Below are 22,878 nucleotides of genomic sequence, written 5' to 3'. Positions count from 1 at the left end.
GTTGCCATGACCCCGGATTGGCCCGATACGCCGGCGTTACCATTGCACCGCGTAATACACACTTCCCTGTATTTCCACAATCGTCACTGACAATAAGACAATCACCAATAGAGGTACTTCAAATGAAACTGAAAACTCAGTTGCCATTGAAATGGATGTTGTCGGCCGTGCTGCTTGGCTCGCTGCCGGCCGTGCAGGCCGCCGATTTCGAGGATTACGGCCGCGTCGTGCGGGTCACGCCGCAGGTCGAGCGGGTCAACCGTCCACAGCAGGAATGCCGCACGGAGTATGTGCAGGTCCAGCAGCCGCAGCAGCGCAGCGTGGGTGGCTCCATCGTCGGCGGCATCGCCGGCGCGCTGCTGGGCAGCCAGGTCGGCAGCGGCAGCGGCCGCACGGCAGCGGCGGCGGCCGGTGCGATCGCCGGCGCGGTGGTCGGCGACCGCGTCGACAACCAGAACGCGGCGCCCGCGGGCGTGCAGGAACAGGCGGTGAAACAATGCCGTACCGTCGACAGCTGGGAATCGCGTACCACCGGCTACGAAGTCGTGTATGACTACCGCGGCCGCAACTACACCAGTTACATGTCGCAAGATCCGGGCGAACGCGTGCGCCTGCGGGTCTCGGTCGAACCGGTCCAGTAGCCGCCATGAAGTAGCTCCATGAAGCAGCTCCGTGACGGCATGGCCAGGCGGGCATGCCATCACGACACTGCCGGCCCGCGCGCCGGCAGTTTGCATTGGCGCACGCATCGGCACCCTTATCGGCACCCTTATCGGCACAGTCATCGGCGTATCAATGACACCATCGAGGCGCCCTCGCATCGGCACGCTTGCCATTGAAAGCTTGATCCAGGGCAAAGCGACGCGGGATAATGAAGGCCCCACCGGAATCCCTCCCATGCTGATCAAACGTAAATCCATCGAAAAAGAAGAATCGTCCCGTCCCGCGAAGCCGGCGGCGAAAACCGCCGCACGCAAGCTGGCGCCGTATAAACCGAAATTCGCGCCGGTCACGCTGTCCGAACAGGATGGCGTGCGCTACCTGCACTTCGGCACCGAATGGGTACAGGGCGCCATGCGTATCCGCAAGCCCGACTGGCCCGAACTGGAGTACGCCCAGCAGATGATGGCATGGATGCTGTGGATCGATACGCCGCGCAGCGTCGCCCAACTGGGCCTGGGTACCGCCACGCTGACGAAGTTCTGCTACCGCACCTTCCCCGAGGCGCAGGTGACGGCGGTGGAACTGAACCCGCACGTGATCGCCATCTGCCAGTCGATGTTCAAGCTGCCGCCGGACGATGCGCGGCTGCGCGTGCTGGAGATGGATGCGCTGGATTTCGTCAGCGATCCCGCCAACCACAACAGCCTCGATGCGCTGCAGGTGGACCTGTACGACGCCACCGCGCGCGGCCCGGTATTGGACTCGGCGGAATTCTATGCCGCCTGCGCCGCCTGCCTGCGCGAGGATGGCATCATGACCGTGAACCTGTTCGGCGACCATCCCAGCTATGCGAAGAACCTGAAGGCGATGAAGTACGCGTTCCCGCAAGTGGTCAGCCTGCCCGAAGTCCACGAGGGCAACGTGGTCGCGCTGGCATTCCGGCGCGCCCGCCCGCTCGACATCCCTGCCCTGGAAGAGCGTGCCAAGGCGATCCACGCGCAGACCAGGCTGCCGGCGAAATTATGGGTGAAGGGCCTCGCTTCGGCCGGGGCATAGCCATGACCAGGACACTCGACCTGCAACAGATCTTCACGTGGCTGCTGGCCGACGGCATGGTCGAGAAAGCCGGCGTCAAGGCCCATTACGCGCAGGCCCAGGGCATCCTCCGCAACACCGCCGGCTCGATGCATCCGCTGTGCGCGGTGGCGCATTGCAAGATCCTGTCCGCCCAGCCGCCGCACCGGCAACTGACGCTGGATGTGCTGACCGAATGGCTGGCCGGGCGCGCCCGGCTGCCGCTGTACCGCATCGATCCGCTGAAGGTCGACTTCACCCGCGTGGCGGACGTGATGTCGGCCAGCTATGCGGCGCGCTTCAACATCCTGCCGGTGGAAATCACGGCCGACACGCTGACCGTCGCCACCGCCGACCCGTTCGCGCTCGAATGGGAACCGGAGATCGCCAAGATCTCGCGCCGCTCGATCCGCCGCGTGATCGCCAATCCGCTCGACATCGCCCAGTACACCTCGCAATTCTTTTCCCTGGCCAAGTCGATCAGGGATGCCAACAAGTCCAACGGCCAGGACCTCGCCCTGCGCAACAACTTCGAGCAGCTGGTCGAGATGGGCAAGAGCAACCGGCAGGTCGACGCCAACGACCAGCATGTGATTAACATCGTCGACTGGCTGTGGCAATACGCGTTCGAGCAGCGCGCTTCCGACATCCACCTGGAACCGAAGCGCGACATCGGCAATATCCGCTTCCGCATCGACGGCATGCTGCACCAGGTATACCAGGTGCCCGCAGTGGTGATGATCGCGATGACCGCGCGCATCAAGCTGCTGGGGCGGATGGACGTGATCGAGAAGCGCCGCCCGCAGGATGGCCGGATCAAGACGCGGACCGCCGGCGGCCAGGAAATCGAGCTACGGCTGTCCACGCTGCCGACCGCGTTCGGCGAGAAGCTGGTGATGCGGATCTTCGACCCGGAAGTCGTCGTCAAGACGCTGCCCGAACTGGGCTTCCCGCCCGAGGATGCGGCACGCTGGGATGCGCTGACGAAGCGGCCGCACGGCATCATCCTCGTGACCGGCCCCACCGGTTCGGGCAAGACCACCACCCTGTACACCACGCTGAAGGCGCTGGCCACTTCCGAAGTGAACGTGTGTACCGTGGAAGACCCGATCGAGATGGTGGAAGCATCGTTCAACCAGATGCAGGTGCAGCCGGGCATCGACCTGTCCTTCGCGGACGGCGTGCGCGCGCTGATGCGGCAAGACCCGGACATCATCATGGTCGGCGAGATCCGCGACCTGGCCACGGCCGAAATGGCGATCCAGGCCGCGCTGACCGGCCACCTGGTGCTGTCGACGCTGCACACCAACGACGCGCCATCGGCCGTGATGCGGCTGCTGGAACTCGGCGTGCCGTATTACCTGCTGGAGGCAACCATCATCGGCATCATGGCGCAGCGCCTGGTGCGCACCCTGTGCGCCGACTGCAAGGCGCCGGACGGCACGCTGCCGGACGACATCTGGCAAGGCATCGGCGGGTCCTGGAACCTGCCGAAACCGCAGCAGGTTTACCGCCCGGTGGGCTGCCCCGAGTGCCGGCAAACGGGCTTTCGCGGCCGCACCGGCATCTATGAGCTGCTGACCGTCAGCGCCGCATTCAATGCCCTCGTCAAGGAAGACACCGATATCGCCGCGCTGCGCCGGCAAGCGATCGCCGACGGCATGAAACCGCTGCGCATCGCCGGCGCCGGAAAGATCAGCGAAGGCGCGACCACCGCCGAGGAAGTGCTGAAGGCCACGGCATCGCTTGCCTGACCTCGTTGGGCCAGGCGCAGTGTCGCGCCGAAGCGTATTTCCTGAAGATTCGCAGAGGCCGCATGCGTATCAACAGGAAATGCGCTTGGCAGAGCGCAACGACACGTATATAATACGGCCTCTTTCGGGTCGTTAGCTCAGCTGGTAGAGCAGCGGACTTTTAATCCGTTGGTCGCAGGTTCGAATCCCGCACGGCCTACCACGAATAGATCAGAGAAGCCAACCGTCCGCGGTTGGCTTTTTTGTTTGGTCTTCTTGTTGGCGATCCTGTCTTGCTTTTCCGCCGGCCCGTTCAGGTACAGGCACTTCGCCGCCCGCCGTCATATTTCCGCCCTTGCGATGTCATACATTCATGACAATTTCGCTTAACAATCCATTAGAAATAAAACAACGAGCTCGGCTACGATAGCGCTCGTTCGATTTCGCGGGATGCACTCCATGTCGCGCGAGCTGGCCCGGCGCCTGCGGCGCAAGCAGGAAGGAGCATCCGCGCGAGCGCGCTACGAAGCAGGCTTAACTAAGCAGGCTTAACTAAGCAGGCACAACTAAGCAGGCACAAGCAAGTAGGCGCACGGCAGTAAACACTGAGCAGCAAAGCATTACCCTCCCCCATTTCGGCCAACCTGCGCGGTTGGCCTTTTTTTTTGGCGCAGGCCACCTCACGAGCGCAGCGTTGCCTGCTCCCCTTCCACGCAGGCGCGGCAACCCGCGTGGCAGCGGAGCGCACCATGCGGCCGAGCGGCATCTCGACCCACCGGTAAAACGCGGCGCCGGCCGCCAGGCTCGCACCCCACGCGCCCAGCATGCCGAGCAGCTGCCATGCCGGCTCGGCCGGCACAAACCGCGTGAACGCCGCGTTGACCACCAGGCAGACGGGAAAGTGCACGAGGAAGATGGCGTAGGAAATGCGCCCGAGCCAGCTGGCAGCGGACGCCGCGGGCCCATTCGGCAGCGCGCGCAGGCGGCCGAACAGGAACAGCAGGCCGGCCACCGCCAGCGCCAGCGCGATCCGGTCGCGGAAGTCGAGCACCAGCGCGGCAAGCACCGGCAACACGGCAAGCGCCGCGAGCAACGCGACGGCGCCGCCCTTGCGGCTGCGGTCGCCTGCCCACCACGCCATGACGCCCAGGCCATAGCTGCCGAAGAAATAGGGAGCCCAGTCGTCCCAGCCGGCATCGAGGTTGAAATAGAACAGCGACGCGGCGATGCCCAGCGCGACAGCGCACGGCATCAACCACGGCAGCGGCCGCGTGCCGGCCACGCGGCCGCCCAGCCACAGCATCAGGGCCAGCGCCGCATACAGCTGGAAATCGATGGCGACATACCAGGCGCCCGCCGACAGCGATTCATACCCCAGCACGCCGTGCAGCAATACCGCGTGGGCGCACAGCTGCGCGAACGTGGCGGGTGCGGAAATCGAATCATGTGTCATCCACGCGGCGGCCCAGGCTGATGCCAGCGCGGCCAGCAGCGTCGCGGCCAGGAATGGCGGCGCCAGCTTGACGTAGCGCCGCCATAGCGCCGCGCGCGGACGGACCAGCCCGGCGCGGCCCTCGGGACTCAGCGACTTCGCGGCCAGGAACCCGCCGATCACCAGGAACACCTGCACGGCGAAGCGCGCCGGGTCGGCGAGCCAGTCCATCACTTCGGGCAACAGGGTGCGCGCATGGTCGGCCATCGGGCCATAGAACGCCAGGTGGTGCAGCACGATCAATTGCGCGGCCACCGCCTTCAGCCAGTTCACCAGCATGAATTCCGTCCCGGCCCGCCCGTTCGCTTCCGGAACCGACAGCTTGTTCGACGCCGTCGTCGCGGCCGTATCGCCGCTCTTGTTTGCTACCTTCATCCACTTCCCTTGTGCCACTCATCAGCCCGGCAAGGCGTGATGATTTTGTAAAGGACGGGAGGATAGCCGAGTTAGCCCATCCGTGGCGCCGAGAAGTGCCCGGCCGGGACCGCCAACACCCGGCAGCTGCCTCGGCCAACGACAGAACCTGTCCAGACAGCGACGGATCGATGCATCTGACGGACAAATTCACTTATAAATAACTTAAAAAACTACCAACTCTGCGGTTAAAATCATGTTTTTCCTCTAACACATGCCGGAGCCTGAATGAAATTGTCCGCTATTGCCGCTGCACTCGCGCTGTCTCTGCCATTGACCGCGTTCGCCGATGTCACCTCCACGGCGCAGATCAGCAATTTCCGCTTTGAAGTCATCGATCTCGACCTGAACGATGGCGTTACCGCGCAACTGACGCTGGATGAAGTCGGCAAAGTGCTGACCGCCGGCTACTACGACGACTTCGGCATCCCCGATCCGTTCGAATACCTCACGGAAGACGGCACCGTGGCCGCCACGGTCGGTGCCGGCAACTCCACGGGCACGCTGGACAACGGCGCAGCCAGTGTTTCGGCGAATTTCACAGGTTCCGAAGGTGAACTGTTCAGCACGGTCGCCGTTGGCCATTCGTTCACGCTCACCGCCAATACCCAGGTCATCCTGTATGCGGACGCCGGCGTCTCGGGTGGCGTCGGCGCCGACGCCACGTATGGCGGATCGAGCTACAGCACCCTGTTCGGCGGCACCTACGATGTGGTCACGGGCGAGCCGGCGCAGATCGAAGACTACCTGGTCAGCTACCTGGGCAATTCGGAACAGCGCCTGCTGTCGGTCACCTTCTCGAGCGGCAACGCGGCGCTCGAAGGTGAACTCGGCTATGCGGTCAGTGCCTATGCCGGCGTCAGCCCGGTACCGGAACCATCGCAAGTGGCATTGCTGACGCTGGGTCTCGCCGGCCTCGGCTGGCGTCTGCGCCGCGCAAATAAGCGCAAATAAGCAAAATCAGCATGAAAATATCAACATAAGCAGGCGCCAGCGAGCGCGCCCGTAGCACTGGAAAGCCAACCCGCGCGGTTGGCTTTTTCATGGGGCCGTGCATTCCCGGCAGCCACTGTCGTTGCGCACGCAAACCGCATGCAACGCGCCGCGGACGCGCTCACCGCTTGCAAACAGTAATGATTCTCATTTATAGTCGAGCCTTTTTTCGAAGGCTCCATGAACTCTTCCTCTCCGGCGACCAGTCTTGCTGCGCTGTGCATTCTCTCCACCACGCTTTCCGCCACCGCCGGCACGGAGGTATCGGAAGGCACGCCGATGCCGCAAGTGAACGTCGTTGCCGAGCGCGTTGGCGACGGGTGGAATGCGCAAGCGTCGCGCGGCGCCACGCGCACCGAGACGCCCCTGGAAGAAGTCCCGCAATCGGTGCGGGTGATCGGCAGCCAGCAGATCGACGACCTGGGCGCCACGCGCATGGCCGACACCGTGGACTTCGTCAGCGGCATTTCCCGCCTCAACGATTTCGGCGGCACCTGGGACAACTTCGCGATCCGCGGCTTCAGCAGCACGGACATGGGATATCTCGTCAATGGTTTCCCCGGTTCGCGTGGCTACAACCCGCCGCGCGATACCGCCACCGTGGAACGTTTCGAGTTCCTGAAAGGCCCGGCCGGCGCAGTCTATGGCGGCAGCGAACCGGGCGGCACGATCAATATCGTGACCAAGAAGCCGAAGTTCGCCGCCGACCACGTGGCCGAGATCAGCATCGGCAGCGCCGGCCTGCGGCGCGCCACGCTGGACAGCACGGGCGCGCTGGGTAATTCGGTGGCCTATCGCCTGAACGTGATGGCCGAAGAAGGCAATACGCGCTCCTCGCTGCTGCACAACAAGCGCCACCTGGTGGCACCCGCGCTGACCTGGGTGATCGACAGCCGTACCACGCTGAACCTGGAATCGGAATTCCTGCGCGCGAACACGCCGCTGGACCGCGGCGTGATCAATGTGCGCGGCGTGCTCGGCACGCTGCCGCGCGACCGTGTACTGAACGAGCCCGGCGACGAAAACCTGCGCCTCTCCAGCGACACGCACCAGGCCACGCTGGATCACCGTCTGTCGGACCACTGGCGCGTGCGCCTCGGCGCCAGCTACAAGGAAAGCAAATTCCAGGGCGAATACACGGAAGCGAACGGGCTGGCGGCCGACAACCGCACGCTGAACCGCCAGGCTACCTGGCGCACGCTGCCCTCGCGCGACAGCGCCTTGCAGGCCGAACTGGAAGGAAAATTCGCGACCGGTGCCGTGGGCCACACGCTGCTGGTCGGGGCCGAGGCCTCGCGCCTGTTCATGAATACGGAAATCCTCCGTTCGGCCAACTACCCGATCGACATCCACGCGCCGGTGTACGGCCAGCCCGTGCCGCCGCTGGCGAACCGCACCAGCAGTTCCGACGAACGCCAGCGCGTGAAGGCCGTGTTCGCGCAAGACCAGCTGAGCCTTTCCGAGCAGTGGAAGCTGCTGCTCGGCGTGCGCTGGGACGAGTACAGCCAGTCGCTGGAAAACCGCGTGGCGAAGACCTTCGTGGCGCGCGAGCAGAGCGCCGTCACGCCGCGCGCCGGCGTGACCTTCCTGCCCAACGCCTGGAGTTCGCTGTACCTCTCGGCCGGCAAATCGTTCCGCGGCAATAACGGCACCGACATCGCCGGCCTGCCCTTCGATCCGCAGCGTTCCACCGCCTACGAGGCGGGCTGGAAGCTGCAGACGCCGGACCGGCGACTGGGCGCCACGCTGGCCATCTACGACATCACCAAGACCAACGTGCTGACGGCCAGCGACATCCCCGGCTACTCGGTGGCCGCCGGCGAAATCAAGAGCACCGGCGTGGAGGCCGACGTCAACGGCCAGGCGGGCCGCCACTGGCGCGTGATGGGCAACTTCGCCTGGAACGATGCCCGCGTGACGAAGGACAAGACCCTGGCCGCCGGCACGCGCCTGGCCAATGTGCCCGAGTACAGCGCCGGCCTGCTGGCGATCCGCGAAGACCGCCTGCCCGGCGGCAGCCGCTACGGTGTCGGCGCCGGCGTGAACCACGTGGGCGAACGCTCCGGCAACAATGCCGACACGTATTCCCTGCCCGCCTACACGACGTTCAAGCTGGTCAGCTATTGGCAGGTCAACCGGCGCACCCGCCTGTCGGTCGACGTGCACAACCTGGCGAACCGCCTGTTCTACACCGCGTCGTGGGGCAACCTGTACGTCACGCCGGGCGCCGAACGCAGCGTGGTCGCGCGGCTGAAGGTCGACCTGTAAGCCGGCGGCCTCACTTGCCGTTCTTCAGCCGCCACAGCGAGGTGGGCAACGCGATCGGCGCGCCGGGCTTGAAGAAGGCCGAGTCCTGGATGCGCGAGGTGGTCACGTACACCACGCCGTCCGGGCCCTGGCTGAACGTATCCGGCCAGCGCAGCCGCTCGTCGCGGATCACCACGCGCGGCAGGCTCCCCGGCAGTTGCAGGTTGCGCACCTTGACCGAATCATCCTCGGGCGAAGTGATGTACATGTGCTTGCCGCCGCGGTCGATCAGAAGGCCATCGGCCACGCCGTTGCGCCCCACTGTCTCCACCCGGCCGCCGATATCGTCGCCGCGCCAGCCTTCCTCGACCAGCACGCGGGTGGCGATGCGGTACAGCGTATCGCCCTTGATGGCCTGCCAGTACAGGTACTGGCCATCCGGCGACAGGGCGATGCCGTCGGCGGCGAACTCGATGCCCTTGCCATCGGGCCGGCGCAGCGGCTTGCCGTCCGCCGTCACGACCAGTCCCTTCTTCGGCTGCGTGGACGGATCGCCGTCCAGCAGCCGCTTCGCCTCGCCGGTGGCCAGGTCCACCAGCACGATCGCGCCGCGCACGCCGGAATCGGTGATGTAGGCCCATTTGCCGTCCGGCGAAAAGCGCACGTCGTTCAGGTACGAGCCCTGCGTGGCGACGCTTTCGTCGAAGCGGATGTTCTGCAGCACCGCGCTGGACGCCAGGCTGATACGGACCAGCTTCGGTCCGCCCGGCACGATCGGCCCCTGCGCCGGCGCGGCGGGGTCCAGCACCCACACATTGCCCTGCTTGTCCGCCACCACGCTCTGCACGCAGACCCAGTGCTCGCCGGGCGACAGCTCATCCTTGCGGGCGTTGCGCCAGGCATTCCACTGCTCGTTCGGGAACGGCGTCGCGACGCCATCCTTCACCTCGGCCACGGACACCGGCGAATCCTCGGTCCAGCGCGGGAAATTGACGAAGACGCGGCCATCCTCGGCCACGGTGACGCCGGTGACCTGGTGGCCGAAGTCGGCCACCTTTTCCAGCGTAAATCCTTTTTCAACCGGCGCCACCTGGGCGATGGCGGGAGCGGCCGCGAGGCCCAGCAGGCAGGCAGCGACCGCGGTGGCGAGCGAAGTAGCAAGCGAGGTACTGAATGAAGTACTGAGGGTAGTCTGGGAGGCGGCGAACAGCGGGCGGGATGGCATCGGATTTCCTCTCTCGGCGTCGGGTCGGGGGCGGAAACAGCAGCGGCTTGGTGCGCGCGATGATGCCATATGACTTGCATGTTGCGGCAAAGTAGCGGAACAGGGTGCTACAGTGCGTCTTTCGCATCCAAGGAGTCCCAATGAACTGGCTGTACCTGGCGATCGCCATCGTGGCCGAAGTGATCGCCACCTCCGCGCTGAAGGCTTCGGAAGGCTTCACGCGCACCATTCCGTCGATCCTCGTGGTGATCGGCTACGGGGTGGCGTTCTACATGCTGTCGCTGACGCTGCGCACCATCCCGATGGGCGTCGTCTATGCGATCTGGTCGGGCGCCGGCATCGTGCTGATCACCCTGGTGGGCTATTTCCTGTTCCAGCAGCGGCTCGACCTGCCGGCACTCGTCGGCATCGGCCTGATCGTGGCCGGCGTGCTGGTCATGCAGCTGTTTTCGAAGTCGACGGCGCACTGATGGCGCGCCGTCCCGCCAGGCCATAGGCCAGCACCGCGCCCAGCACGCAGCCGGTGCCGGCCAGCTGCGCCGGCGTGACCGGCTCGTGCAGCACCACGGCGGCCAGGAACAGCGCCGCTACCGGCGCCACGGCCGTCATCAGCGAAGCCTCCGCGGCTCCGATCCGGGCGGCGCCCGCATACCACAGCAGGTAGCCGGCCACCGTGGGCACCAGCGCGTAATAGGCGATCGCCAGCAGCGCGGTCCGGCCATACGCCAGCGACCAGGGGGCCTCGGGCAGCGCCGCCGCCGCCGACAGCACCAGCCCGATCGCCGTCATCAAGACCGAAAGCGCCAGCGGCGGCACGCTGGTCTTCATCTTCCGGTTCAGCAGGATGAACACGCTCTCGCACACGACCGCGCCCAGCACCAGCAGGTTGCCGCGCCAGGAGCGCGCTGCCTCGCTTCCAGCGCCGGTGGCCAGCAGCACGCCGGCCAGCGCCACCGCGAGCGCCAGCCACAACGCGCCATGGGGCCGCTCGCCCAGCGCCAGCACGGCAAACAACGCCGACACGAGCGGCAGCAGGCCGACGATGATGGCGGCATCGCCGGCCGAGGCTTCGCGCAGGCCGGCCATCAGCAAGGCCGTGTAGCCGATCGCGCCGGCCGCCGACTGCAGCACGAGCAGCACCCAGTCCGAGCGGGGCATCTCCGGCAGGCGCGTCCCCTGCCAGCGCATCAGCACGAGGAAGAACGGCAGCGCCATCGCATACCGCAACAGCGTGGCCGTGAACGGCGGCAGCGTGGCGGCGACGATCTTGCTGGCGACGACGGCACTGCCGACGGTCACCATCGCCAGCGCCAGGTACAGGTAGCCCAGCGGCCGGGAGTTGGTTACGGACGTGGCGGTCTCGGACGAGGTGCTCACTCCAGCCACTCGCGCAGCTGCGCCGTGCGGCGTTCGGTGAGCCGGGTTTTCCACGCGGCGGCCGGCACCGCCGGATAGCGGGCTTGCGCGAAGGCGCTCCACGCGTCGCGGTAGGCGATCCAGCTGCGCTGCGTGGCGCGGATGTCCGGCTTCGTCACCGTGCTATGGGCCACCCGGCCCGAGTCATCGGCGGGCAGCGCCATCACCTTTCGATAGACGTCGTTCAAGGCCTTGTCGGCTGCCGCGAAAGCCGCGTCCGTGCCGGCTGGCAGCTTGCCCTGTTCGGCCGCGCGCACATCGGCCAGCAACTCATCCTGCACGGCGGCCGTGGCACCGATCGACATGGCGGCGCGGGCCGTGCCGGACAGGTCGGTCTCCTTGTCGCCCACGTTGCGCGCAAACGCGTCGGTGGCCTTGCGCAAGGCCGCGAAGCGGCTGCGCTGCGCTGCCTTGAACGACCGGTCGAGCCCGGCCAGCGCGGCGTTGCGCGCGGCACCGTCGGCGTCCTCGGCCACGCTGGCGCAAAAGCCCATCATCAAGCCGCTGGTGATGTCGTCGCACAGGTCGAACGGCTTGCGGTCCTGGCCCGCCTTGATCCGTTGCAGGTGTTCGAGGCGCCCTGCCAGTTCGGCCTGCGCGCTGTCGACCCTGCAGGCATGGCCGATGGCGCGGTCGACATCGCGCGGCACGCCACGGCCGTTCGCATACAGCATCATCAGCACCGCGTCGTTGCGGTCCTGCACGGCGCAGCGGTGCACGGCCTGCCAGTCCGGGCTCGCGCTGCGCACCGCTTCGTAGTATTTGCCCAGAGGGTTGCACCCCTTGTAGCCGTCGAAGATGATGGGCAATTGCGCGTCGGGCGCGCTCGCGGGGCAGGCAGCCGGCGCCGCTGCCGCGCATGCCGGGAGCAAGGCAGCCAGCATGCCGCTGCCCAGCACCCGGCCGGCCACGGCAAGCCATGGCCGGCGCATCAGGCGCCCTCCCCGATCAGCCGTGCCAGGCCGGACACGCGCACCGCGCCGCCCTGCCCCGGCAATGCCTGCGCATGCAGGTGGCAGGGCACGCCCATGTCCGCGCCCTGCACGATGTCGATCGCCGTTTCGGGCCAGCCGCTGTCGCGCAGGTAGCCCGCCAGCGCCGCGGCGGCGGCACCGGTCGCCGGGTCTTCGTAGACGCCGCCGGAAGCAAATGGATTGCGGGCGTGGAAAAGCCGCGGCGTCTCGGCGTGCACCAGCGCGATGGTGGCCCAGCCTTCGCGCCGCATCAGCGCGCGGCCGGCGTCCAGGTCGTAGCGCATGGCCGCCAGCACCCCGCGCGAGCGCAGTGCCAGGATCAGGTGGCCGGCGCCGCCATTCGCCACGGCCGGCGCGATCCGGTCATCGAGATCGGCGCGCGTATAGCCGAACAGCGCCAGCGCTTCCTCGACGAGTTCGGCCGGCGCGGCCTGGCCGGTGGCGGGCGGGGAAACCAGGCTGGCGGCGATTGCGGCGCCCTCCGCCTTGCCGTCGACGGTGACCCGCGCATGGCTGGTGCGCAGCGCGAAGGTGCCGGCGCCATGCTCCAGCGCCAGCACGGCGCCCAGCGCGATCGTGGCGTGGCCGCAGAACGGCACCTCGGATTCGGGCGAGAAGTAGCGCACCCGCCAGCCTTCGCCTTCAGCATCGCGCGCGGCGAACACGGTTTCCGAATAGCCCACTTCGGCGGCGACCTGCCGCATGGTGTCTTCCGGCGGCAGTTCCACTCCGCTCCACACACCGGCGGGGTTGCCGCCTTCGTTCCCGGCGCAGAACGCCGCCACCCGTTTCACTCCATCGATCATTGGCCATCCTCCTCGGCGGCCAGTATAGCCCGGCCTCGATCGAATGCCGTGGTCCACGCTCGCGGCGTTGCCGCCGTTCCCGGTCCCGTCAGGGAATGATTTTCCCGCCTTTCAGCCATTGCACGAAGTGTTCGTTCCAGTGGTCGGCACTGGTGCCCACGTTGCGCATGCTGAAGCCGTGTTCCCCCGCGGAGTAGACATGCAGTTCGGCGGACCGGCCGGCGGCGCGCCACGCCTCGAAGATCGGCACGCTCGCATACGCCATGATGCCATCGTCGGCGGCGACCGCGACGAACACGGGCGGTGCATCCTTCGGCACGGCCCGCTGCGGCGACGCACCGTAGATCACGCCGACGAAATCGGGCCGGCTGGCCGCATCGTAGGCGGTGGCCACGTTCATGGCCGTCATGCCGCCGGCGGAAAAACCCATGATGCCGATCCTGGCGGGATCGATGCCATAGTCGGCGGCATGGGCGCGCACCCAGCGCACCGCGGCCAGCCCGTCCTCCTGCGCCAGCGGAATCGCGCGGCTCTCGTCGGCATCGCGGTGCGTCCGGCGCGGATCGGCGCCACGCATGCGTTCACCCACCACCTTCAGGAACTGGCCGCTTTCGACCGGTGTCGTATCGAGCCGGTACTTCAGCACGAAGCTGGTCACGCCCTGTTCGGCGAGATATTTCGCCACCATCAGGCCTTCGTTGTCGAATGCGAGACTCAGGAAGGCGCCACCCGGAGCGATGATGACCGCCGCGCCATTCGCCTTGCCGGGTGCCGGGCGCACCGGATACAGCGCCGGCTGCGTCACGTTGCGCACCACGCGGTGGCCGAACATCTCGACCCACACTTCGGTGCCGGCCGATCCGGCGGACGACAGCGGGATCGAACTTTCGCTGGCGGGGCTGATGGGCCTGGGCGGATTGGCCGCCAGGTACGCCGTCATTTCCTGCATGGTCTTGGGCTTCTTCGGGGCGCTGTCCTGCGCGATGGCAGGGGCGGCCAGCAGCAGGCTGCCAGCCAGGGTGGCGATCAGTGCCAGGTTCATCGGGTGTCTCCGTCGTTGTTGGAATGACCAGCGAGCTTACCCAGGTCACGGCTGGCGACAAAGCCGTCAATTGCGATAGCTGGTATCGCGCAGCGCGGGCGCGCCGCCGCGCATTCAAAAAAAAGGCCCGCATCGCGCGGGCCAGACCGGAGAGACCGAAGTCTCGTTGAAGCTTATTTCTTGACCTGGATCGAGCTCTTCACGTCCGTCACGCCCTGCACGCCCTTGGCCAGTTCGACGGCGCGTTCGGCTTCCGCCTTCGACGGCACGAAGCCGCTCAGCATCACCACGCCCTTCTGGGTTTCCACGTGCACGTCCATCGCTTTCACGGTCTTGTCGGCGGCCATGTCGGCTTTCACCTTGGCCGTGATCATCGTGTCCGACATCGCAGCCTTGGCGGTGCCGGTCGCGTCAGCGGTCTTTTCCTTGGCATTGGCGGCCATATCGGAGGTTTTTTCCTTGGCATTGGCGGCCACGTCGGAAGCCTTTTCACGGGCATTCGCGGTGGCGGCGGCAGTGCGGTCGCCAGCACGGTCCAGGGCGGCGGCGGTACGGTCGCCCGCGCGGTCGGCGGCGGCAGCGGTGCGGTCGCGCACGTCGGCGGCGCTGCCGGCCACGGCGGCGCCGGTGCCGTTATCGACCAGCACGGCGGTGCGGCCATCGCCGGCCGTCGTGGTGGCCATGTTGGCCTTCATCGAACGGGCCTGGGCCTGGCAGGAATCCTTGGCGTCGCCGGACAGGTCGTCGCATTTTTCCTGGGCCAGCTCGAACTTGGCTTCGGCCAGCTTGCGGTCGGCGCGCTGCAGTTCGTTGCCGGTGTTCTTGTGCTTCGCCACGGCGTCGCGTTCAGCCTGGGCCTGGGCGACCTTGGCTTCCTCTTCGCACACGTCCTGGGCGTTATCCTTCAGCTTTTCGCAGCGCTCCTTGGCGGCCTTGTAGTTGGCTTCGGCCTTGTCGTGTGCCGCCTTGTAGGCCGAGTTGTTCGCGGTCTGGGCGGTGGCGAATGCGCTGACCAGTGCCAGCGTGATGAATGCGGCTTTTTTCATGATAGTCCCCTTAGGATGGTTGGCAGGGACGATTAAACGCTACCGCAAGCCTTCCTTCTGTGCGCGGGCGAACACAGGTCGGGGATTGTTGTCGATTTGTTACTCAGGTACGAGCAAACCCTTGCTCCACAGTGCGCTGGCCTGCTCGAATGGACCGGCCCCGGCGGCAAAGACACCGCCGTGCGGTGCCAGCTGCAGCCAGGCGCGGGTATCGTGCGACCCGTGCGCGGTCGGCTGGTCATCGCGGACCTTGCGCATCCAGCCGTACACATGCGCGTACTGTTCCGGATGGCGCTGCTGTGTCCACGCCAGCGCCACGAGGTCCGAGAACCCTTCCTCGCGGCGCGTTTCGCGCATCTGTTTCGACATTTCCAGCAAGGCCGGGTTGTCGGCCACTTCCTGGCCCACTTCGGTGAAGCCGGCCGGCAGCGCATGCCAGCTGCCTTGCGCATAACGCCAGCAATGGCCGACCTCGTGCGCCGCCATCGCTTCGATCAGCACGTCGCGCCGCTCGTCGGCCACGTCGTCCAGGATGGTTTCCGCGTGGGGATTGCCCCGCATCGACAGCACCAGCTTGCAGCGGCCATCGGCGAACCCCATCGCCAGCGGCACGTCGTTCGGGCCGGCCTTGGGCTGCACGATGATATCGATCGGCAGCCGCAGGGTTTTCGCATAGGTCAGGACCGGCGTGGCCGCAGCCAGCCAGCGCGTTTCCAGCGCGGTAAGTTGGGCGGCACCGGCGGTGGCGGTGGTCAGCAGCGCGGGGACTGCGGCAAGGGCGAGAAAGCGGAAGAGCGTCGGCATGAAGTACTCCATCGGGAAGAATTACTATACATGCCGCCCGGCAATTTGTAACAGCCGAAGGGCCGCTGTTACAAAATATTTCCTTACTGAAACTTACAAGTTTGCCGGATATTTAATGGCCATTGCAGGCTTGCAGCACCACTGGCGACTGCCGCCTGGTTATTTACTGGGGGCAATGCGTCGACGGTAGCACCGGCCCCGGCAAAAAATTGCATCGGGATGAGTGAACTTGCGGAAGCGCAAATGCCCTGTGGGGCCGCGCCAACACGGAGGAAGGGAAATCCGTGGCGGGCAGGCCTGCCCGCCACGGTGCTGCTGCGCTATTTACCGGTCTTGCCGGTCTTTCCGGTCATTGCGCCATCAGCGCGGCGGCGGTGGGAAACGACGGGCGGATATCGTTCGGGATCGACTTCATCCGGTCCAGCGCGCGCTGTATCTCGGGCCGGATCACCACGTATTTCGCCATCATCTCCTTCGCCCGGGCGTAGTCGCCGGTGGCTTCGATGGTCAGGAATTCCCGGTCGAGGCTCGTCACGGCCTGGCGGATCTTCCGGAAGTCGACCGAGAACGTGCCGTCGGCATGCGCCACGAAACCGCCCTGGTCGAGCAGGTAGTTGACCTGGATCGCCATGCCGCGCGCGTGCGAACTGGCCAGGCCGAAGTGCAGCGTGCGGAAGGCCGAGGCCAGGAACGTGGTGTACAGCTTGCGCTCGGCCGCCTCGCCCTGCCCCAGCGTGTCCTTCAGCTGGCCCTTTTCCATCATCGTCGCCAGCGCATACAGGCCCGTCACGTCGGCCTTGGCTTCCTCGATGGTCGAATAGGCATCCTTCAGGTCCTGGCGCGGCGTCGACTTGCCGCCCTGCGTGCTGTGCGGGCCCAGGCCGTGCGTGATCTCGTGCGCCAGGATGTGCGTGAAGAACGAATTGAAGTCGAGGTCCTGCTGGTCTTGCGGGCGCAGCACCAGCTTCGCGATCGGGGTCAGGGTGGCCTTGAACTTGGCTTCCTGCACGTTCTTCAGCATCACGCGCTTGGAGCCGCGCTGGCTGATGATGCGCTCGTCGTTCGGCAGGTTGTAGGCGGCCGTCTGCACGCCCATGTTGCCGTCGCCGGCGCCGAACACCTGGTTGACGACCACCATCGGCGCCACCGCCCCCACCTTGGGATTGCGGTATTTCGCATCGAGCGGCAGGCTGTCCTCGATCTCCTGCATATGCCTGGCGAAGAAGTCCAGCTTGGCGGTTTCCACGTCGTCGCGGATGCTGACATACGCTTCGAACGCGGCCTTGTAGCCGAACAGTTCGTCGTTGTAGGTCTCGTACGGGCCGATCGTCACGTCCACCGCCGAATCGAGATCCATCCACGCGAAATCGGACGGCAGGTAATCGTTCGACAGGAACGCGTCGGCGCGCAGCGTGAGGAACTTCTTCAGCGACGCGTTGCCGGTGGCGGCCGCCGCTTCCCGCAGCAGCGCCGCCAGCCGGGTCAATTCAGGCTTGTATTCGTCGGAATATTTCACCGTGGCGAACTTGCCGTCCTTGCCGGCGCGGATGGTGGTGAAGAACCACTGGGCCTGCTGCCTGTCGGCCGGCGGCAAGCCGTTCATCCAGCTCTCGAGCGCCGCCTTGCTGGCGCCGGCCGGGTAGAAATTGGCGCCTTCCGGCTTCTTCGGCGGAATGGCGATACCGGCCACCTGCGCCGGCAGGAACGAGGTGTTGCCATCCAGGGTCGACCACGGCCCCTTGTTCAGCCAGAAGTAATCGGCGCGCGCCTTGCCGAGGGGCGTGCGGTCCTGTTTCAGCGCCGCCCACAGCGCTTCGTTGCGCGCCCAGCGCTGGCGCAGCTGCAGCGTGTCGATGACCTGCGCCGCCTCGATCAGCCTGGCGATGGCCTTGCGGTCGCCCGGTGTCAGCTTCGAGGTATCGGCTTTCAGCTCGACCGGCGCGAACCGCGCCGTCATCCTGGTCAATTCGGCGACATCGGCCGGCGCCGCCATTGCCGTCGCAGCCGGGACAGCCGACACGGCCAGCACCATCGGGAGCAGGAGATTTTTCATGGGACCTTGGCTTGGGTTGGAGAAGGTCCCATTGTAGGGCCGTCAATAGACGCGGTATACCTTGCCGGTCTCCGGGCCGTCCACGCTGCGCTGGTAAGCCAGCGCGACCCGCTTGCCGTCGGCCGATTCGAAACCGGGGAACAGGTGGCCGTACAGCGGCACGGATTCGGTCAGCACGGTCGGTGCCACGAGGTTGATGCGCACGCCCCGCTTCAGGTCCAGCGCGGCGCCGGCGACAAAGCCTTCCAGCCCCAGGTTGACGGCCATCGCGTTGGCGCCGTGCCGGATCGCGTGGTAGGCGTCGATGCCCGAGGTCAGCGTGATCGAACCGCCATCGTTCAGCGCATGCTGCGCGGCCAGCGCCACGTGCACCTGGCCCATCAGCTTGCTGTCCAGGCCGATGCGGAACTGCTCCGGCGTCATTTCCGCGAACGGCCCCAGGTGCAGCCCGCCGGCCGCCACCACCACGCCATCGACCGGCCCCGTGCGGGCGAACAAGGCCTGCACGCTGGCGTAATCGTCGATGGCGACCTGCTGCTCGCCGCTGCCGCGCCCGGCGGTGACGATGTCGTGCCGCTGCCCCAGCCGTTCGACGATGGCCTTGCCGATGGTACCCGCGGCACCGATGACGATGATCTTCATGTCCACTCCTTCAGTTGTTGGAGCAGCCAGTATGTTCTCCGTCACCGGAAGAATAAATGCGCTAGCATGACGGACATTACGAACTCAAGGTTTGCAATGGACAAATTGCGCAGCATGGAAGTGTTCATCGCCGCCGTCGATGCGGGCAGCTTCGCCGGCGCCGCGCAGCGCTGCGCGATGTCGGCGGTCATGGTAGGGAAGCACATCCGGGCGCTCGAGCAGATGCTGGGCGCGGCACTGCTGACGCGCACCACGCGCCGCCAGGCACTGACGGAAATCGGCCGCCGCTATGCCGAGCAATGCCGCGCCATCCTGGCCCAGATCGGCGCCGCCGAATCGGTGGCCGAAGCGATGCGCGCCGCGCCGCGCGGCCTGGTCAAGGCCACCGCGCCGGTATCGTTCGGCGCGCAGTGGCTGAGCCCCGCGATCGCGGAGTACCTGGCGCGCTATCCGGACGTGACGGTGGACCTGAGCCTGAACGACCGCACGGTGGACCTGGTGGAGGAAGGATTCGATATCGCCGTGCGCATCGGGCCGCTGCCCGATTCGACGCTGGTGGCGCGCCCCCTGAAGCCGTACGGGATGGCGATCTGCGCGTCGCCGGCATACCTGGAACGCCATGGCACGCCGCGCACGCCGGCGGATCTGCAAGGGCATGAATGCCTGGAGTTCACCGGGTGGCTGCCGCAGGCAAGGTGGAAACTGAAGGGAGAACAGGATGGCCGCCTGGTGCGGCCAGGGCGCTTTCGCGCCAACAGCACGGCCGCATTGCGGATGGCCGCGCTGAACGGCTTCGGCATCGTGATGCAGGCCGAACTGATCCTGGCCGACGATATCGCCGCCGGCCGGCTCGTTCCGCTGCTGCGGGACTGGCTGCCCGCGCCGCGCCCGATGCACCTGGTGTACTCGCGCGACCGGCGGGCCACGCCCAAGCTGACGACCTTCGTCGACTTCCTGCTGGAGCGCTTCGGCCCCTGAGCGCCGGCTTCGGCGACGGTGCGCCGGAAGGCGGCGTTCCGCTTACGCGACTTCGGTGACGAACTGCTCGCGGGGACGGCGCACCTTCGGCAGGTCCACCAGCCAGTCGCCCGCGTCGGCGCGGTAGCCCAGCGGCAGCATCGCCACGCTCTTCAGGCCGCGCGCATGCAGGCCGAGGATATCGTCCACGGCGGCCGGGTCGAAGCCTTCCATCGGCACGCTGTCGACTTCCTCGAACGCGGCCGCGATCAGCGCGGCGCCCAGGCCCAGGAAGGCCTGGCGCGCCGTGTGGCTGAAGTTCACGGCGGCGCCGCGCTGCGGGTAGCTGGCCAGCAGCTGCTGGCGGTAGGCTTCCCAGCCTTCGTTCCTGAAGCCGCGCACCTCATTGGTGTAGTCGAACATCTGGTTGATCCGCTCGGGCGTGTAGTCGTCCCAGGCGGCGAACACCAGCAGGTGCGAGCCGTCGACAACCTGCTGCTGGTTCCACGCCACTTCGGCGATGCGCTGGCGGATCGCCGGATTCGTCACCAGCAGGATTTCATAGGGCTGCAGGCCGCTGGAAGTGGGCGCCAGGCGTGCCGCTTCGATGATGCGTTCCACCTTGTCCGCCGGCACGGCGCGGCTCGGGTCCATTTTCTTGGTGGCGTAGCGCCACTGCAGTTTTTCCAGTAAAGGCATGGTCGTTCCTTGAAGTGAGGTGTCAAATTGATTTGACGGAGTGAAGGCATTGTATTTTTCGCTGAAGCACAGATAAACTGGCTCTTCAACAAATCATTTGTTCTTGAAAGGCAAAAATGGCCCGCCGTTTCGATCATCTGGCCGACGTGGAAGCCCTGCTCAGCGTTGTCGAGCATGGTTCGCTGACGAATGCCGCCGTGGTGCTGGCCACCACGCCCTCGGTGCTGAGCCGCGCCATCGCCCGCCTGGAAGCGCGGCTGGGCACGCAGCTGCTGCGCCGTACCACGCGCAGCCAGAGCCTCACGGATGCGGGCCGGCTGTACGTGGACGAGACGCGCCGCGCCTTCGGCCTGGTCGAACAGGCCGAGCGGACCATCGCCTGCTGCGCCGGGCAGGAAGAAAGCCTGGTGGGCCGGGTGCGCCTCAGCGTTCCCACCAGCTATGGCCACCACCGGCTGCCGCCGCTGCTGGCCGCTTTCGCGCGCCGGCACCCGCAGGTGCAGGTCGAACTGAACATCACGAACCGCAACGTGGACCTGGCCGCCGAAGGCTACGACATGGCGATCCGTTCCGGCCCGCTGCCCGACAGCAGCATGGTCGCCCGCCCGCTGGAAGCGGGAGCGATGATCCTGGTGGCCGCGCCGGACTACGTGCGCACGGCCGGCCCCCTGGCCACCTTCGACGACCTGCAGCGCCAGCGCTGCATCGGCTTCGTGCGGCCCAGCACCGGCCGCGTGATTCCCTGGCTGCTGCGCGTCGACGGCAGGGACGTGGACTGGGTGCCGCCGCCCGGCATCACGGTGTCGGACGACGTGGTGGGCGTCGTCACGCTGGCCGCGCAGGGCCTCGGCATCGCGATCTGCGCCGACTTCATGGCCGCCGCCGATATCGCGGCGGGCCGGCTGGTGCAGGTGCTGCCGGCGCTGTGCGGCCGCATGCGCGCCTTCTCGCTGGTGTATGCGCCGCACCGCGGCCTGTCGCTGGCCGCGCGGGCCCTGATCGATGTGCTGGTGGAACACGCTTCGGAACGCCCCGGGCCGGCGGCCCAGCGGCCACCGGCCTCGCCAGCGTAAGCTTACTTGCCTGCCTGGGCCAGCCGGGCAAGCCCGCCTTCCGGCTGCCAGCCCGCGCCCAGCGCGCGCGCTACCGACACGGCGGCCAGCAGCCGCTGCGTATCGATCTGCGCCGCGGCACGGTCGGCGGCCAGCGCGCTGCGCTGCGCGTCCGTCACGTCCAGGTAGGTCGACAGGCCGCGCTCGTAGCGGGCGCGCGCCACCTCGTAGGCGCGCGCCGCCGCTTCGCGCGACACCGCCTGCGCCTTGCCCTGGCGATCGCGCTGCTGCACGTCGGACAGCGCATCCTCCACTTCGCGCAGCGCGGTGAGCAGCGTGCCCTGGTGGTTGGCCACCGCTTCGTCGTAGCGCGCCTGCGCCGCGGCCAGGTTGGCCTTGTTGCGGCCGCCGTCCAGCACCGGCAGCGACAGGGCCAGCGGGCCGAAGCTGAACTGGCGCGAACCGCCCTTGGCGATCTCGGACAGGCTCTCGGAAGCGAAGCCGAAATTGCCCGTCAGGCTCAGTGCCGGGTACAGCGCGCCCTCGGCGACGCCGATATCGGCGTTGGCCGCCTTCAGCGTGGCCACGCTTTGCGCCAGGTCGGGCCGCTGCGCCAGCAGGCTGGCCGGCAGGCCGACAGGAATCGCCGGCGGCTGCGGCAGGGTGGCTCCCGGCGTCGCGGCCAGCACGGTCGACGACGGCGAGGCGCCCAGCAGCACGGCCAGGCCGTGTTCCAGCGTGTTGCGCTGGCGCTGCGCTTCTTCCAGGTCGGCTTCGGCATTGGCGCGCTCGATCTTCGCGCGCGACGTATCGAGTTCGTTGGACAGCCCGGCATCGAAGCGCGCATTGACCAGTGCCTCGGTTTCGCGGCGCGTCTCGAGCGCGCCGCGCAGGATGCCGATTTCCGCGTCCAGGCCGCGCAGTTGCCAGTACGTCGTGGCGACCTGCGACGTCAGCAGCACCATCACGCCATCGCGGTCGGCCTGTGCGGCCAGGGCCTGCGCATCGGCCGCTTCCACGGCGCGGCGCACGCGGCCGAGCAGGTCGAGCTCATACGAGAACGACGAACCGATCGCATAGTTGTTGCCGGCCACGGCACGGCGGCCCAGCGCGATCCCCTGCGCGGTATTTTCCGAGGTGCGCGTATTCGACACGCCGGCGCTCACGTTCAGCTGCGGGCGTTCGCTGGCCCGCGTGACGCCCAGTTGCGCCTCGGCCTGCAGCAGCCGCTGCGCGGCGGCCTTCACGGTCGGGCTGTCGGCCAGTGCCTGCTGTTCCAGCCGGTCCAGCGTGGCGTCGCCGAACACGCTCCACCACTGCCGCGGCAGGCTTGCCGCGGCATCCACCACTTGCGGCAGGCTTGCCGCGGCATCCACCACTTGCGGCAAGTGTGCGGTGGCGCCGGTGGCCTGCGGCGCATGGCGGAAGGCGGCATCGGCCACGTTGGCCGGCGCCTTGAAGTCGCTGCCGACGGTGGCGCAGCCGGACAGGAACAGGACGGCGGATGCGACCGCCACGGAGATGCTTTGCTTGATGAACATGGTGT

General features: G+C 67.0%; 20 protein-coding genes and 1 tRNA gene. 9 read left to right on the top strand and 12 right to left on the bottom strand.

Going from position 1 to position 22,878, the window contains the following annotated elements:
- The first annotated feature begins 122 nt into the window (after nt 1-122).
- From EYF70_RS03985 to EYF70_RS03970, 4 genes are all read left to right on the top strand, one after another.
- Entirely contained in the window at nt 123-641 is a 519-nt protein-coding gene (locus EYF70_RS03985; RefSeq protein WP_131144243.1) for a glycine zipper 2TM domain-containing protein, read from the top strand.
- A 256-nt stretch (nt 642-897) separates the two neighbouring features.
- A complete protein-coding gene (locus EYF70_RS03980; RefSeq protein ID WP_131144242.1) occupies nt 898-1,719 on the top strand; it encodes a spermine/spermidine synthase domain-containing protein in 822 nt (273 codons plus the stop codon).
- A gap of 2 nt (nt 1,720-1,721) precedes the next feature.
- The gene (gene tfpB / locus EYF70_RS03975) at nt 1,722-3,491 is read left to right on the top strand and encodes a type IV pilus assembly ATPase TfpB (protein WP_131144241.1); all 1,770 of its coding nucleotides are present in this window, start codon (nt 1,722-1,724) and stop codon (nt 3,489-3,491) included.
- A gap of 126 nt (nt 3,492-3,617) precedes the next feature.
- A tRNA-Lys gene (locus EYF70_RS03970) sits at nt 3,618-3,693 on the top strand.
- 315 nt (nt 3,694-4,008) lie between these two features.
- On the opposite strand, the gene EYF70_RS03965 is transcribed toward EYF70_RS03970, so the two are convergent.
- Nucleotides 4,009-5,337: an acyltransferase family protein gene (locus tag EYF70_RS03965; protein WP_131144240.1), complete on the bottom strand. Its 1,329-nt coding sequence runs from the start codon at nt 5,335-5,337 to the stop codon at nt 4,009-4,011.
- Between the two features lie 267 nt (nt 5,338-5,604).
- Here EYF70_RS03965 and EYF70_RS03960 point away from each other — a divergent pair, with 267 nt between their 5' ends.
- Both EYF70_RS03960 and EYF70_RS03955 read left to right on the top strand, forming a co-directional pair.
- A complete protein-coding gene (locus tag EYF70_RS03960; RefSeq protein ID WP_131144239.1) occupies nt 5,605-6,330 on the top strand; it encodes a PEP-CTERM sorting domain-containing protein in 726 nt (241 codons plus the stop codon).
- Between the two features lie 219 nt (nt 6,331-6,549).
- Complete coding sequence (locus EYF70_RS03955; RefSeq protein ID WP_131144238.1) at nt 6,550-8,637, top strand: TonB-dependent siderophore receptor; 2,088 nt, start codon at nt 6,550-6,552, stop codon at nt 8,635-8,637.
- A gap of 10 nt (nt 8,638-8,647) precedes the next feature.
- Here the strand turns inward: EYF70_RS03955 and EYF70_RS03950 are convergent, their stop codons facing one another.
- Complete coding sequence (locus tag EYF70_RS03950; RefSeq protein WP_131144237.1) at nt 8,648-9,841, bottom strand: L-dopachrome tautomerase-related protein; 1,194 nt, start codon at nt 9,839-9,841, stop codon at nt 8,648-8,650.
- Nucleotides 9,842-9,981: 140 nt separating this feature from the next.
- Between EYF70_RS03950 and EYF70_RS03945 the strand changes: the two genes are divergently transcribed.
- Nucleotides 9,982-10,311 (top strand): DMT family transporter, encoded by a 330-nt coding sequence (locus EYF70_RS03945; protein WP_131144236.1) that lies wholly within the window; start codon nt 9,982-9,984, stop codon nt 10,309-10,311.
- Here the strand turns inward: EYF70_RS03945 and EYF70_RS03940 are convergent.
- From EYF70_RS03940 to EYF70_RS03905, 8 genes are all read right to left on the bottom strand, one after another.
- Nucleotides 10,277-11,143, bottom strand: coding sequence for a DMT family transporter (locus EYF70_RS03940; protein ID WP_131148883.1), 867 nt, complete (start codon nt 11,141-11,143; stop codon nt 10,277-10,279). The genes EYF70_RS03945 and EYF70_RS03940 overlap by 35 nt on opposite strands.
- A 71-nt stretch (nt 11,144-11,214) precedes the next feature.
- Nucleotides 11,215-12,189, bottom strand: a complete 975-nt coding sequence (locus tag EYF70_RS03935; RefSeq protein ID WP_131144235.1) for a lysozyme inhibitor LprI family protein — start codon at nt 12,187-12,189, stop codon at nt 11,215-11,217.
- Entirely contained in the window at nt 12,189-13,037 is an 849-nt protein-coding gene (locus EYF70_RS03930; RefSeq protein ID WP_131144234.1) for a PhzF family phenazine biosynthesis protein, read from the bottom strand. The genes EYF70_RS03935 and EYF70_RS03930 overlap by 1 nt, the downstream gene beginning before the upstream one ends.
- An 88-nt stretch (nt 13,038-13,125) precedes the next feature.
- Nucleotides 13,126-14,079 carry an alpha/beta hydrolase gene (locus EYF70_RS03925; RefSeq protein ID WP_131144233.1) on the bottom strand — a complete coding sequence of 318 codons (954 nt, stop codon included), beginning with the start codon at nt 14,077-14,079 and terminating at the stop codon, nt 13,126-13,128.
- A gap of 173 nt (nt 14,080-14,252) precedes the next feature.
- Nucleotides 14,253-15,125 carry a BON domain-containing protein gene (locus EYF70_RS31520; RefSeq protein WP_131144232.1) on the bottom strand — a complete coding sequence of 291 codons (873 nt, stop codon included), beginning with the start codon at nt 15,123-15,125 and terminating at the stop codon, nt 14,253-14,255.
- A gap of 99 nt (nt 15,126-15,224) precedes the next feature.
- The gene (locus EYF70_RS03915; RefSeq protein WP_131144231.1) at nt 15,225-15,929 is read right to left on the bottom strand and encodes a hypothetical protein; all 705 of its coding nucleotides are present in this window, start codon (nt 15,927-15,929) and stop codon (nt 15,225-15,227) included.
- Nucleotides 15,930-16,278: 349 nt separating this feature from the next.
- On the bottom strand, nt 16,279-17,982 hold the full coding sequence (locus EYF70_RS03910) for a DUF8614 domain-containing protein (protein ID WP_131144230.1): 1,704 nt from the start codon (nt 17,980-17,982) through the stop codon (nt 16,279-16,281).
- A gap of 42 nt (nt 17,983-18,024) precedes the next feature.
- Nucleotides 18,025-18,624, bottom strand: a complete 600-nt coding sequence (locus tag EYF70_RS03905) for a short chain dehydrogenase (RefSeq protein ID WP_131144229.1) — start codon at nt 18,622-18,624, stop codon at nt 18,025-18,027.
- Between the two features lie 96 nt (nt 18,625-18,720).
- Between EYF70_RS03905 and EYF70_RS03900 the strand changes: the two genes are divergently transcribed.
- Nucleotides 18,721-19,602 carry a LysR family transcriptional regulator gene (locus EYF70_RS03900; protein WP_131144228.1) on the top strand — a complete coding sequence of 294 codons (882 nt, stop codon included), beginning with the start codon at nt 18,721-18,723 and terminating at the stop codon, nt 19,600-19,602.
- 42 nt (nt 19,603-19,644) lie between these two features.
- Here EYF70_RS03900 and EYF70_RS03895 read toward each other — a convergent pair whose 3' ends face one another.
- A complete protein-coding gene (locus EYF70_RS03895; RefSeq protein ID WP_131144227.1) occupies nt 19,645-20,280 on the bottom strand; it encodes a nitroreductase family protein in 636 nt (211 codons plus the stop codon).
- Nucleotides 20,281-20,396: 116 nt separating this feature from the next.
- Between EYF70_RS03895 and EYF70_RS03890 the strand changes: the two genes are divergently transcribed.
- Nucleotides 20,397-21,353: a LysR family transcriptional regulator gene (locus EYF70_RS03890; RefSeq protein WP_131144226.1), complete on the top strand. Its 957-nt coding sequence runs from the start codon at nt 20,397-20,399 to the stop codon at nt 21,351-21,353.
- Between the two features lie 2 nt (nt 21,354-21,355).
- Here the strand turns inward: EYF70_RS03890 and EYF70_RS03885 are convergent, their stop codons facing one another.
- Complete coding sequence (locus tag EYF70_RS03885) at nt 21,356-22,873, bottom strand: efflux transporter outer membrane subunit (protein WP_131144225.1); 1,518 nt, start codon at nt 22,871-22,873, stop codon at nt 21,356-21,358.
- Nucleotides 22,874-22,878 lie beyond the last annotated feature (5 nt).

Origin of the sequence: Pseudoduganella albidiflava, from assembly GCF_004322755.1 — a bacterium.
GTDB lineage: Bacteria > Pseudomonadota > Gammaproteobacteria > Burkholderiales > Burkholderiaceae_D > Rugamonas > Rugamonas albidiflava.
The sequence above is the reverse complement of the archived record's forward strand: the minus strand, read 5'-3'. Positions and strand labels throughout refer to the sequence as shown.